Origin of the sequence: Spiroplasma endosymbiont of Lasioglossum malachurum (assembly GCF_964020065.1) — a bacterium.
Lineage (GTDB): Bacteria > Bacillota_I > Bacilli_A > Mycoplasmatales > VBWQ01 > Spiroplasma_E.
The window spans coordinates 712,007-725,613 of the sequence record NZ_OZ026534.1; the positions used below are offsets into that span (position 1 = coordinate 712,007).

Annotated in this window: 15 protein-coding genes; 8 read left to right on the top strand and 7 right to left on the bottom strand. The window is 23.0% G+C overall.

The window, feature by feature from the left end:
- Positions 1–56 precede the first annotated feature (56 nt).
- Together AACK95_RS04060 and AACK95_RS04065 are read right to left on the bottom strand one after the other, a co-directional pair.
- A complete protein-coding gene (locus AACK95_RS04060; protein WP_338979464.1) occupies positions 57–374 on the bottom strand; it encodes a hypothetical protein in 318 nt (105 codons plus the stop codon).
- A 209-nt stretch (positions 375–583) separates the two neighbouring features.
- Positions 584–1,561: a hypothetical protein gene (locus tag AACK95_RS04065; RefSeq protein WP_338979466.1), complete on the bottom strand. Its 978-nt coding sequence runs from the start codon at positions 1,559–1,561 to the stop codon at positions 584–586.
- A gap of 1,114 nt (positions 1,562–2,675) precedes the next feature.
- On the opposite strand from AACK95_RS04065, the gene AACK95_RS04070 reads away from it, so the two are divergent.
- From AACK95_RS04070 to AACK95_RS04100, 7 genes are all read left to right on the top strand, one after another.
- Positions 2,676–2,918 (top strand): hypothetical protein, encoded by a 243-nt coding sequence (locus tag AACK95_RS04070; protein ID WP_338979468.1) that lies wholly within the window; start codon positions 2,676–2,678, stop codon positions 2,916–2,918.
- A 396-nt stretch (positions 2,919–3,314) separates the two neighbouring features.
- Positions 3,315–3,689, top strand: coding sequence for a 30S ribosomal protein S16 (gene rpsP, locus AACK95_RS04075; RefSeq protein WP_338979470.1), 375 nt, complete (start codon positions 3,315–3,317; stop codon positions 3,687–3,689).
- A 270-nt stretch (positions 3,690–3,959) separates the two neighbouring features.
- Positions 3,960–4,475: a ribosome maturation factor RimM gene (gene rimM, locus AACK95_RS04080; protein WP_252319423.1), complete on the top strand. Its 516-nt coding sequence runs from the start codon at positions 3,960–3,962 to the stop codon at positions 4,473–4,475.
- Positions 4,468–5,229 carry a tRNA (guanosine(37)-N1)-methyltransferase TrmD gene (gene trmD / locus AACK95_RS04085; RefSeq protein ID WP_338979473.1) on the top strand — a complete coding sequence of 254 codons (762 nt, stop codon included), beginning with the start codon at positions 4,468–4,470 and terminating at the stop codon, positions 5,227–5,229. Before rimM ends, trmD begins: the two co-directional genes overlap by 8 nt.
- 3 nt (positions 5,230–5,232) lie before the next feature.
- Positions 5,233–5,598, top strand: coding sequence for a 50S ribosomal protein L19 (rplS, locus tag AACK95_RS04090; RefSeq protein WP_252319419.1), 366 nt, complete (start codon positions 5,233–5,235; stop codon positions 5,596–5,598).
- Positions 5,599–5,683: 85 nt separating this feature from the next.
- Complete coding sequence (ylqF, locus tag AACK95_RS04095) at positions 5,684–6,586, top strand: ribosome biogenesis GTPase YlqF (RefSeq protein ID WP_338979475.1); 903 nt, start codon at positions 5,684–5,686, stop codon at positions 6,584–6,586.
- On the top strand, positions 6,576–7,178 hold the full coding sequence (locus AACK95_RS04100) for a ribonuclease HII (RefSeq protein ID WP_338979477.1): 603 nt from the start codon (positions 6,576–6,578) through the stop codon (positions 7,176–7,178). The genes ylqF and AACK95_RS04100 overlap by 11 nt, the downstream gene beginning before the upstream one ends.
- Positions 7,179–7,207: 29 nt before the next feature.
- Here AACK95_RS04100 and AACK95_RS04105 read toward each other — a convergent pair whose 3' ends face one another.
- From AACK95_RS04105 to AACK95_RS04115, 3 genes are all read right to left on the bottom strand, one after another.
- Positions 7,208–8,446 carry an IS256 family transposase gene (locus tag AACK95_RS04105; protein ID WP_338981007.1) on the bottom strand — a complete coding sequence of 413 codons (1,239 nt, stop codon included), beginning with the start codon at positions 8,444–8,446 and terminating at the stop codon, positions 7,208–7,210.
- A gap of 121 nt (positions 8,447–8,567) precedes the next feature.
- Complete coding sequence (locus tag AACK95_RS04110; protein ID WP_338979479.1) at positions 8,568–9,107, bottom strand: hypothetical protein; 540 nt, start codon at positions 9,105–9,107, stop codon at positions 8,568–8,570.
- 34 nt (positions 9,108–9,141) lie between these two features.
- On the bottom strand, positions 9,142–10,092 hold the full coding sequence (locus AACK95_RS04115) for an IS30 family transposase (protein WP_338979395.1): 951 nt from the start codon (positions 10,090–10,092) through the stop codon (positions 9,142–9,144).
- A gap of 143 nt (positions 10,093–10,235) precedes the next feature.
- Here AACK95_RS04115 and AACK95_RS04120 point away from each other — a divergent pair, with 143 nt between their 5' ends.
- Positions 10,236–10,826, top strand: coding sequence for an IS30 family transposase (locus tag AACK95_RS04120; protein WP_338979481.1), 591 nt, complete (start codon positions 10,236–10,238; stop codon positions 10,824–10,826).
- Positions 10,827–10,913: 87 nt separating this feature from the next.
- Here the strand turns inward: AACK95_RS04120 and AACK95_RS04125 are convergent, their stop codons facing one another.
- Positions 10,914–11,651 (bottom strand): Abi family protein, encoded by a 738-nt coding sequence (locus AACK95_RS04125; protein WP_338979482.1) that lies wholly within the window; start codon positions 11,649–11,651, stop codon positions 10,914–10,916.
- Positions 11,652–11,672: 21 nt separating this feature from the next.
- On the bottom strand, positions 11,673–13,586 hold the full coding sequence (locus AACK95_RS04130) for a hypothetical protein (protein WP_338979484.1): 1,914 nt from the start codon (positions 13,584–13,586) through the stop codon (positions 11,673–11,675).
- Positions 13,587–13,607: the final 21 nt, after the last annotated feature.

Sequence of the window (13,607 nt, forward strand, 5' to 3'; positions counted from 1 at the left end):
AAATGTACCTAAAAATTTAAAGGTACATTTTTATTGTAAAATTAATATAATATTGATTAAAAAGTATTGCTTCTTCTTTTTTTATCAAAAAAATAATTAGTGGTATTACTGTTAATTTCTTTTTGTAAATATTTATTTCATGTAGTTATTTGTTCAAATTGTATATTTTCTAAATTTTCATTACATAAATTATTATTTTCTGACGTTCTTTTTTTAAATGGTGTTTGAAATGTTTTTACTTCATTTTGTTGCATTTCTGTTTTATCTTTATCTTCTAATAATTTGCATATAATAGTATTTTTTTTCTGTTCGGCATTTAATAAAAATATTTTCTTTACATTTCACTGCTTGTTCTCAATTTTTATCTTTTTCAATATCAAAATCATATTTATTTGTTGACATTTTATTATTGTTCCTTTTGAGATAAAAATGTTAATTATGTCACTTTGGATAAAAAACCAATAGTAGTGACAAGTTAATTTTATAATGATATTTAAAAATATTTATATATAATCTATAAATAAAAAAAGTATAAAAAAATTACTTTAATTTTCTAAGTAAAAAATTAAAGTAATCATTATTTTTAAATAACCTTATTGATTTGATTTTTTGTTTTATATTCAATAAATATTTTTTGAAAAAGAGGATCTGTTAAAACATTATTTAATACTAGTTGTTCATATGTTTCATAGTTGTGATTTCTTTGCACATAATATGTTTCATAAGCAAATAAGTGCATAATCATATTACCAATGGTAGGATTACTTTCTTTATTATTTTTTCAAAGTATTTCTTGTAGTTTAATACCGTGTTTTTTAAATAACATATTCATTGAATGTTTTATTTTATGTGGTCTAGTTAATATTAATTTTTCAATAGCACTACTAATATTAAGACCATTAGCAAATATATCATCTAAACTATGAATAAAGTTTCTCAATTGAATTAATTCGAGATCTTCAAATAATTGTTCATTATCTTGCAAAATTTTTTTCATTAATAACATTTTAACATGACTATCATTTTGTTCAATATAAATAGGAATTTTAATCATATTAGTGAAACTTCTAATGATTGGAATTAATTCTTGTTTAAATTGATAGCCTAAATGGTAGTGAATTATAAAAAATAATAATAAAAGATTTTCATATATTTTATTAAAATTCAAAAAGGTAAGTGATTTTTTATGTTCATCTATTGTTTTAATAAATGACTGATGGAATTGAGTGATAATATTAATAATATCTTGTGAAGTATTTTCCAAACATACGTTTTTAAAATTGGTAAGTATAGTTTTTTTATATATAAGATTTGCATTATTAAATTCTTTTAAAGCATTTTTATAATAATCTGTTGTGAATGTTTCTGAAAGTTCTTTTTGTAAACTATTAATTTTTTCTTCATCACAAAGAATAACTGCATCTTGATAGTTTAAAAATAAAACAATTCAATTTATACACATTTTTTTTTGATCAACAGTTAAATTTGTATCAACGAAACATTGGAATAAAGCACCGCCAGTTTCAATGATACACTCATCAGCTGTTTTGTTAATTAACATTATTTGGCACCTAACTTTCTTTTTTGTAGTTTTAATAATTTAATTAAAAAGTGTTTTAAGGTCAACTATCTTCTTTAATATTCTATCATTATAAATGACTTTTTTAAATTTTAGTAAAAATTACCAATTTTAATAATTTTTTTAAACAAGTTAAAAAATGACTATTAACTTTAGATTTTTAAATCACTTGAAAAAATATTTAAAAATTTTTTAAATCATTAGATAATCAGATGTATTTTTTTGTTCAATAGTTAAGTTTGCATCAATGAAACATTGAAATAAAAAACCTCTATTTTAATGATGTAATTATTAGTTGTTATATTAATTAACATTATTTGGCACCTAACTTTCTTTTATAATTTGATAACTTTTAATTAAAATATATTTTAAAAGTCAGTTATCTCTTTTAATCTCCTATCATTATAAATGACTTTTTTAAATTTTAGTAAAAATTACCAATTTTAATAATTTTTTAAACAAGTTAAAAAATATTATTAACTTTAAATTCTAAAATGTTATTTTTAAAATTATTTAATGATTTTAAAGTAGGTTACTATTATTATATTTATATAACATCAACATATACTTTAAAATTGAAGTAATGCTCATATTTTATCTCAAATTCTTTATACAAGGGAGTCTAATAATTTTTAAATAAGTATAATTTGTTATGCAAGTTTTTTATAAACTTTTATATTTTTTCTAATTTTTTAAATATTAATTTTATAATCAAAAACTTAGTTAAACACTTATGGGACAAGATGTGATAGTGTGAATCTTGTATTCTTATTCTAACACATAATATTTGAAACTTCTTCTTTTTGGAAATTATTATTAATTGTAATAAAAAACTTTAGTATTAGCGATAATTATTAATTAAAAGCATTTTTTACTATAAATTAATTATAAAATAGATTATTAAAATTATAGTATTTTGACTTTAATAAGAGTAAAAAAAACTAATTTTATGAAAAATAAATAAATTTTTATGTATAATATAATTATTAACTTTAATATAAGTTTTTAATCCATTACTTTTGGTTTTTGAGATTGAAATAAAAAAATAACAGTTCAACAAGAAGAATTAGAAAATTATAAAATTAATAATGAAGAATTGATAAAAGGGAAAGAATTAGAAAATGAAAAACTAAAACAAGAAAAAACTACTATTTTGATTGAAAAACTAAAGAAAAATATGTTTGAAATAACTAGTGTTCTTGCAGAAGTTGACATTTTAGAAGAAGAATTTAAAAAAATGCTCAGTGAAAAAACTAATAATGAACCTGAATGTGAAATTGCAGAGAAAGCAATTGAAGTACTAAGTAAAAAAAAGAAGTTCATTTTGTTCACAAGATAGTGGTTTTGATTCAAATGCAAGTAGTGATAGTGAAGAATCTTCTTATCCAGAAAAATTAAATCCATTTATTAATGATGATGACGTAAGTTCTCAATCAACCAGTATTTTTAGTAAACCAATTTTGCCAAAAATGTAAATAGATAAATATAGTTATTAAAATAATTGTTAATTTTAATAATTAAATATTAATAAATAAATTATTTAAATACTTACATCAGTAAGTGTTTTTAATAGAAAAACTTATTTATTTAGAAAAAATATGTAACTTAGTAAAAATAAAGAAATTATTATTTTAAAATCTTTTTATCTGTTAAGTATTTTAACTTGACATCATTATGTGAATAAGATATTATTAAAAAGGTTTATTTGCCACAAATTAATAGAAGGAGGTAATTTATGGTTAAATTACGCTTAATACCAACAGGAAAAAGTAAATCAGTGCAACCTAGTTACAGAATTGTTGCGATTGATGCAAGAACAAAACTAAATGGTAGATATATTGATAAATTAGGTACTTATAATCCAACAAGCAAAGAAAAACAAGTAACTATCGATGAAGTAAAAGCATTAAAATTTTTATCAAATGGTGCTCAACCAACAGAAACTGTTCGTAGTTTATTATCAGCAGAAGGAATTATGACTAAATTTCATAATTTAAGACAAGAGAGAAAAAGTAGCAAACCTAAAAAAATAACAAAAAAAGTTACTGTAAAAAATAAAAAAACTCCTACTACTGATTCTATTAAAAAAGAAGAAGCACCCGCTACTTAATATTAAAATATGCTACAAGTGATTAATTAATATGTATGTAACATTGTTAGAAGGTTTAATTGAACCAATTTTACTTGATAAAATTTGTGAAGTTGAGATTCGCGAATTAGTAGAAAAAAATCACTATGATTTAATATTAATGGTACCAATCATTAATATCAGTATTGATTGGTAAAAAAGGAAATACTATTCGTGCATTATCAACAATTATTGAAAGCAAAGCATATTTAGAAAACAATACTATTAAATTAGTAATTAATGAGTTTTAAGATGAAATATTTAGAATTAGGTACTATTGTTAATACTCATGGTCTTATTGGTGAAGTTAAGGTTTTATGTAATTATTATGGTAATAAATTTTCATGAAAAGAAAAAACAACAGTTTATTTAGAAGAAACTAAACAACTAACACCTTTAATTATTTCAAGAGTAAGAAATCATAAACAGTTTTTATTATTAACATTTGAAAATTATAATACTATTGAGTTAGTAGAAGGTATGAAAAATAAAAATTTAGTTATTAATACTGAAGAAATAATTAATGACAACTTACCTTGATTTTATGAAGATATTCTAAATTATGAAGCATTTGATGCTAATAATAATGCTTTTTTAGGAAAAGTTATTGCTTTCTTAGATAATAATCATCAAGGTTTATGAGAAATAAAAATGACTAATAAAAAAACCTTTTTTATTCCTAATAATAAAGTATTTATTAATAAAATTAATAAAGAAGAACAAAAAGTTTATTTTAATATTATTGAAGGATTAATTAATAATGACTAAAAACCAATTCACAATTATAACTTTATTTCCCAATGCTTTTAATGATTTTATGCAAACATCAATCATCAAACGAGCTATTACTAAAAAACAAATTAGCATTGATATTATTGATATTAGAAGTTTTGCTAATAATAAACACCAACAAGTTGATGATGCTCCTTATGGTGGTGGCAATGGTATGGTTTTACAAGCAATGCCAGTAATTAATGCTATTAATAGCGTAAAACTTAAATATCCTAAGGCTAAAACAATTTTACTTAGTCCACAAGGTCAACAATGAAATCAACAATTAGCTTATAAATATAGTCAAAAAAATATTAATTATATTTTAGTTTGTGGTCATTACGAAGGTATTGATGAACGCATTATGTCTTATATTGATGAAGAGATTTCAATTGGTGATTATGTATTAACTGGTGGTGAATTACCAGCAATGGTTATTATTGATTGTATTACTAGGTTAATTCCTAATGTTATTCAACATCAATCTCATCTTAATGATTCTTTTAATAACTCATTATTGGATTATCCAACATATACAAGACCAGAAGAAGTACTAGGTATGAAAGTTCCAGAAGTTTTAATTGGTGGTCACCATGAAAAGATAGCAGAATATCGTCATCAACAAGCATTAATTAATACTTATAAAAAAAGAATTGATTTATTTAAAAAATATCAATTATCTGCAAAAGATAAAATAATAATTGAAGAATATAAATCTTCACTTAAAAAAAATAAACGAAAGGAGAAATAAAACATGCAAAATGCAATTATTAAATTAGTTAGCGAAAGTCAACTAAATCATAATCTTCCTAATTTTAAATCTGGAGATACAATCCAAGTTTTTTCTAAAATTAAAGAAGAAAAAAAAGAACGTATTCAAATGTTTGAAGGAGTAGTTATTGCTCGCAAAGGTTCAGGAATTACGCAAAATGTTATTGTTCGTAAAACTGTTGGTGGTAAAGGTGTCGAAAAAACATTTGCTTTACATTCACCATTAATTGATAAAATTAATGTTATTCGTAAGGGTAAAGTAAGAAGAGCACGTATTTTCTACTTACGTAAATTAAGCGGTAAAGCTGCTAGAATTAAAGAAATTAAAACAGTAAAACCCGTTAAATAATAATTAAACCACCGTTATTAAAATCAATGGTGGTTTTCTAAATTGATATAAAATAATAATAAAATGTATTAAAGGAGTTAAAAAAATGCCTAATGAAAGTACCCATAATCAAATTCATTGATTCCCTGGTCATATGATGAAAGCCATTAAAGCAATTGAAACTAAGTTACCAATTATTGATGTTGCAATTGAAGTTTTAGATGCACGAGCACCATTAGCAACAAAAAGTACTTTATTAGATCGTTTATTAGAGAAAAAAATAAGAATTATTGTTCTTAACAAAGTTGATTTAGCAGATGATAATTTTACTAAAGAATGAGTTACTTTTTTTGAAAGTCAAGGTTTTTCTGTTTTATTGGCAAAATCATTAACTACAAAAATGAAACCACAGTTGTTAAATTTAATTACTAAATTAATGGAACCGCAAATGGAAAAAGAATTGGCAAAAGGTATTGTTAATCCAAAAAATAAGGTATTAATTATGGGATTACCAAATACGGGTAAATCAACATTTATCAATAATTTATTGCAACGTAAAGTAACACAAACTGCTAATATACCTGGTGTTACTAGAGGTCAACAATGAATTAAATTAAATCCAACGATTGATTTGTTAGATAGTCCTGGTATTTTACCACCAAAAATGAATGATCAAAAAGTAGTAATGATTTTAGCTTTAATTAAAGCAATTCCTGTTAAACATTTATTTTTAGAAGAAATGGCTAATTTTGCTTTAACCTTTTTACTTGAGAATTATTATGAAAGATTAGTAAAATATTATAATATTAATTTTGAAATTAAAAATATTAATGATGAAACATTATTTCTTTATTTTAAGAAATTAGCACAAAAATATCATTTAAAATTGGCTAATGATGAAGATAATACTCATCGTGCCATGAATTTATTTATTAATGATTTACAAGTAGGGAAACTAGGATTAATTTCATTTGAAATACCACCTAAGATTTTAAAACATGAAAAGTAGTTTACGATACGAAATTGATAATTATTCATCAGGAACATTAATTGCTGGTTTTGATGAAGTGGGAAGGGGAGCTATTGCAGGATCAATTGTTGTTGCAAGTGTTATTCTTAAACCAAATTTTAATCATCCTTTAATTAAAGATTCAAAACAATTATCAGCAAAACAACGAATAGTAATGTATCAAATTATAATTGATAATGCACTAACAGTTGTTGTTAGTATTAAAAGTCATCAATTTGTTAATATTCATAATCCTAAGCAGACTAGTATTTTAGCAATGATAGAAGCATTTAATAAATTAAAAATAGTACCTGATGTGTGTTTAGTTGATTTTGAAAAACCGCAATTTCCTAATTTTCTAGGAAAAGTTGAAGCAATAGTTAAAGGTGATCAAAAATCACTTAATATTGCTAGCGCTTTGATTATTGCTAAAGTAGTAAGAGATAAAATTATGATTGATTATGATACTCAATATCCTAATTATGGGTTTAAAAATCATAAAGGGTATTATACAAAAAATCATCAGATAGCATTACAAAATTATGGTATTTGTGATATTCATCGTATTAGTTGTGCGCCCGAGGTTTTTTAATAATCTGTGTTTCTTTGTTTTGCAAAGTACTAGTTCAGATTAATTCTGTCTTCAAATTTTATCATAAAATGAGCAATTGCTGTATTTCAATTTTGAATGGGCATTGTTCATTTTTTTGTTATATTTTCAATTGCTAAGTAAAATATTTTGAAAACTGCCATATCATTTGGAAAAACTTTTTTATTTCTGATGACTTTTCGTAATTGACTATTAACAGATTCAATAGAATTTGTAGTATAAATCACTCTTTTGATTTCTGGAGGATAACTAATAAAAATCATTAAATTATCTCAATTTTTATATCAAGATTTAGCAATTTGAGGATAGTGTTTATTTCATTTACTTTCAAATGATTCTAAAGCTTGCATTGCTTGTTCTTCACTACATGCATTATAAATTGGCTTTAAATCTGTAACTAGTGATTTTCGATGTTTGTATGAAACATATTTTAAACTATTTCTGATTTGATGAACTATACATAATTGATGTTCAGTTTTAGGATAAACTGATTGTATTGCTTCTGACATGCCTGTTAAGTTGTCACTACAAGCAATAAGAATATCATTTAAGCCACGATTTTTCATTTCTGTGAAATTTGCTAATCAAAATTTAGCGCCTTCATTTTCACTAATTCATAAACCTAAAACATCTTTTTTACCTTCTAAATCAACACCTAAAGCTATATAAACTGATTTGTTAATAATACGTTTATCTTGTCGTACTTTAACTACTATACAATCAAAATAAACAATGGGATAAATGCCTTCTAATGGTCTATTTTGTCATGCTTTGACATCATCAATCACATCATCAGTAATTTGACTAATAACACTTTCACTAATATCAGCACCATGATATAACTCTTGTAACTGCATTCTAATATCTGATAATGTCATACCTTTTGCATATAAGGAAAGAACTTGTTGATCAAAACCATCAAATCTTCTCTGTCTTTTTGGCACTATTACAGGAGTAAAATTACTATTACGATCTCGTGGTACATCAATCTCAATTTTACCTTGTTGAGTTATTAATTTTTTTGAACTTATACCATTACGAGCATTGTCACTATTACTATGTTGATTTTTTTCATATCCTAAATAATTTTGCATCTCAGAATTCAACATTTTTTCAACTAAACGTTTTGTTAATTCTTTATATAAACCCCCTTCTTTAAAAACTGTTGTTAAATCTTCAGTATTTTCTAATAATAAATCTACTACTTTTGATATTGGATCATTATTATTAAAGTTATCTTTTTTAGCCATCTGTAACTCACTCTTTCTAGTCATTTAATTATATTTACTAGAACTAATTAAACATAGTTATTTTTGTAAGTTACACAGATTACTAAACATTACCGTGCGCCCATTAAAAAATATAGCGGAATTATATAATAGAGAAACTTTTATTATTACAATTATTTACTGGTAATAAGTTATTATCTAATTTATTTATATCTGTTGCTAATAATTTATTATTTTGAATATTAAAAATTTCTTTAATTGGTTTAGTTCCTTGATTTATTAAAATATTTTTAAATGATTGAAGTCCAATTTTTTGTAAATTCTTTTCTAATTGGCTTGTAGGTGTTTTAATATTATAGGCAACTTCTAAATAAAAGAATCTTTTTTGAAAGTCATGGTCAAAATCTTGATATTTTTTATAGATTTTTTCTATTTTATTTATTATATTTTTATTTAATATTTTTTGAAAGGTATTATTGTTAATAATGTCTTTGCTAATATTTTCTAATAAATAGTGTAGTGGAAATAATTCAGTAGAATAACTAGTAACATTTTTATATGGTAATAATAAGTCATTGATTATTTCTTTTTTAATATTGTATTTTTGTCTAATTTTATTAGAAGTTTTAATTATATTTATTTTAAAACAAAATTTATTATCTTTATTATCAATTACTAACATAGTTGAAAATGCTAAATTGTAAAGGTAAGTGCAACTAAATTATTTTTCTATCCAAATATTCGATTGGTGAAAGATAATTTAATATTTTTCTCGGTCTTTGATTTAAAGACAATATAAATTTATGAACTTCATTTTTATTAGTTTTTGAAAAAATAAATTTTTTAGGAAATTTTTCTCTAATTAAACCATTAGTATTTTCATTAGTACCTCTTTGTCAAGGTGAATATGGATTGGCAAAATAAATTTTTACATCTAAATTTTTTTCAAGTTGTTGTCAATTTGAAAATTCTTTGCCACGATCAAAAGTAATAGTTTTAACAATGTTTTTAGGAAGAATTGATAAATAATAACTGACATTTTTATTAATAACTTTAGTAGTTCTGTTTTTAACTAATATTGCTAAAGTAAATCGTGATACTCTTTCAACTAAAGTTATTAAACATGATTTGCTTTTGCCTCTTGATGATACTATAGTATCTCCTTCTCAATGACCAAGTGTTATACGATCATTAACATTTATATCTCGTTCTTTAATTGATTTACCATTAAACTTGCCACGATTTTCTTTAGATTTTCGTTTTTTACCTTTTCTTCTTAAATTTTTACTAGTAACTTTATCAAGCATTCCAAAATAAATTCAAGTATAAATTGTTTTAAAACTAATAACTCACTCTTTATGAAAATTTTTAATTCTGCCATAAATTTGTTCAGGTGATCAACCTAATAGTAATTTTTGTTGTACATATTTTACTAAATTCTTATTTTTAAACTTATGAAAACTAATATGTGATTGTTTTCGATTTTCAGCTTTATTTTGTGCAATTAATGAAAAATAATGATTATTATCTTTATTTCTATTAATTTCTCGAATAATAGTACTAATACTTCGATTAAGATTTTTAGCTATTTCACTAATTTTAAATTTAAATTTCAATTGATTCTCAATATAAATCCTTTCATCTATGCCAAGATGTTTATAACTCATATAAAAACTCCTTACTTTTTTCTAAACTAAATTTAACATTATGAAATTTTTATATGAGAATTTTTTGCAATTTTATTTACTTGCACTTACAAGTATAATTCAGCATTAGTTTTAAAACAATTTATACTTGAATTTATTTTGGAATGCTTGATAAAGTTACTAGTAAAAATTTAAGAAGAAAAGGTAAAAAATGAAAATCTAAAGAAAATCGTGGCAAGTTTAATGGTAAATCAATTAAAGAACGAGATATAAATGTTAATGATCGTATAACACTTGGTCATTGAGAAGGAGATACTATAGTATCATCAAGAGGCAAAAGCAAATCATGTTTAATAACTTTAGTTGAAAGAGTATCACGATTTACTTTAGCAATATTAGTTAAAAACAGAACTACTAAAGTTATTAATAAAAATGTCAGTTATTATTTATCAATTCTTCCTAAAAACATTGTTAAAACTATTACTTTTGATCGTGGCAAAGAATTTTCAAATTGACAACAACTTGAAAAAAATTTAGATGTAAAAATTTATTTTGCCAATCCATATTCACCTTGACAAAGAGGTACTAATGAAAATACTAATGGTTTAATTAGAGAAAAATTTCCTAAAAAATTTATTTTTTCAAAAACTAATAAAAATGAAGTTCATAAATTTATATTGTCTTTAAATCAAAGATCGAGAAAAATATTAAATTATCTTTCACCAATCGAATATTTGGATAGAAAAATAATTTAGTTGCACTTACCTTTACAATTTAGCAATTGATATAATTATAATATACTTATTAAATTAAATCTACTAAAATTTAATAATTTTTTTATACTAAGTATGGATTATACTTTGATTATCTTCCTTAACACAATCATGAATTTTAACATCATAACTATTAAATAAATTTTCATAATCAACATTAAATGGCACTAGTAATTGGTTTTTACTAGAAAAACGAGTAATTAATAAGTGCAAATAATGATGATCATTATTGGCATTTAAAGTTTGTTCATAATAAGCGAACCGTTCTTTATACTTAAATTGAATTGCTAATACTTTAAAATTATGTGATAAATAATTACGAACATCTTTAATATACTCTAACTGTTCTAATAAAATTTTACTATCATTAAATTCTTTGATACCAAAATAATGAGCAATCTTAGCGATACTTTTATCATTTAAAGTTTGTAATAATTTCATTGTTCATTCAAATGACATAACTTCTATTAAACTGCGTATTGTTCGTGATTTTAAAACACCACTTCTATTATATTTATTATAACCAGCACGAATCAAACGTAAAGCTGTTTTCATTTGAGCTAGGTGTTCTGGATTAAGAAAAGTAGCATTATCTAAATTTTGAACATTATCATTAAAAAGTTGATGTAATAAAGCATTTTTTAAAGAATTTTCAATCATTAAAATATGTTTTAAATACAATAAACGTAAATCAATGTTTAATAATAATAAATCTTTAAGTTGATGTTGAGGATAATTACGCTTTAATAATTCTAAATATTTTTCTTCAACAATATTTTCTGCAAATCATTCTTCATTTAATAACATGTAATTCACTCCTTAAATAAACTAACCTCTAATTTTATAAATACCAACGCGAATAGAAGAATTTTTAGATTCTTTTGTTTCACTTTTAATATCTACTTCTTTTTTTCTTCGTAACAACTCTTGTTCAATAAAGTCATCAACGTTCATATTGGTACTTTGATAAGTAGCAGTTCAATCAAATGTTTTATTAGTAAAGTTATTTTTAGGTTTATTACTATCTTTAAAAAATTCTTGTACTTCTTGATTCATAAATGCTTTTTGCTTACGTTTACGTGAAAATAAATTAGTAAAGAATTTCTTAAAATTAAAAATTGATCAAAACTGACGAAAATTAATAGTCATTGCTAAACCAAAAATTAAAATTGATGAATATAATAATGAATAACCGATAACTCGTAATACAAAACTATAATCTGTGAAATTATATGTTGGTGGATATTTATCAAAGAAATAAAGACATCCAAATAATGTTACTGCTAAAATTGGAATAATTAACACTAAAGTATTTTGAATAATAAAACGTAAATCACTATTATACGTCAAATGTTTTCAAACATAAACTCAGATTGAAATTAAACGATAAACTCAACCAATACAACTTGATAAAAGAATCATATATAAACTTAATGATAAATATTGATAACTTTGATGTTTTCAACCTAAATTTGATAGTATTCAACCCAAAATAACACCTAAAACAAGATTTATTATTGATTGAATATAAGAACCTCAAATTGTTTCTTTGTGTTTTACAGTAGCATTTACAATAACTTTTCCTGGTTCGGTTGCCACTTGAATTGTATTTTTTAAAGATAAAAGTAAAATAAATCATGGTTGTGACAAAAATAAATTAATAAAAAGATTTTTTGAAGAATCAAAATTACCATCAGAATTATTAATATTTGTAATACTTAAAGCAGACACTAAATATTGAGTAATAATAAATTGATTAATAAATAAAAAACCAGCAATCATATAAGCATATAACTCAAATTTAGTATACACAGTTCATCTAATTCGTCCACTTTTGGCAATTCAATATCCAAAAACTTCGCGAAAAGAACTAATTAAAATTAAAGCAATTGAGCGCATTGTTGTGGCAATAATAATATAAATAGTGTAAATTGATGTTGTTGTCAGTGATAAAAATAAAGTAATTAAAATAATATCAATGTTAGAAATAATCATGTCAGGTAAACGATTCAGGGCTACTCATCATGATTGTTTTAGCATCCTTTTTTGTTGTGTTCATTTTTTATGTTGTAATCATGGATATTCAATTTTAATAACGATAAAAGTAACAAATGCTTTTAATACACCACAAACAAAATAAGCAAAAAAAGGAATATACATATCTATTGGTTTACCATCAGATTTTCTAATAACTAATAACGTCATTAGTAAAATATACATAATAATCTCTGAAAAAATAAAAATTAAACGATTTAAATAACCTTTTTGATCAGCTTGAATTAAATTTTGATAAGCACCACTAAAATAAAAAAAGATTAATTCACGTGATCCTAAAGAAATAATAATAAGTGCTACTTGTCAAAAAGGAATTTCCATATCTAAACCAATTTCTGGTAAATGAACACTAGCTAATCCTAAAATAAAACCAGCACTGACAAGAATAATTAAATATATTCTTCCTGAATGATGATAATTTTTTCTTGTCGTATTAATAATATCGTTGACGGTTTCATAATCATCATTTTGTAAAGGACGATATAAAGAAAAAATGGTAATTAAACCAAGTCCTCCTTCTGTCAAACTAAGGTAAGTCAAAAAAGAAATAATAACACGAATTAAACCATTAATTTTTTCACCGTATGCTAAACCAGTAACATAAAGAAAAGTTAACTGTAAAATAGAGATAACAATTGTCATGATAACACCAACAATTGTATTAAAAATACCTTTTTTAGTTGTCATTACTTCACCCAATCTATATAA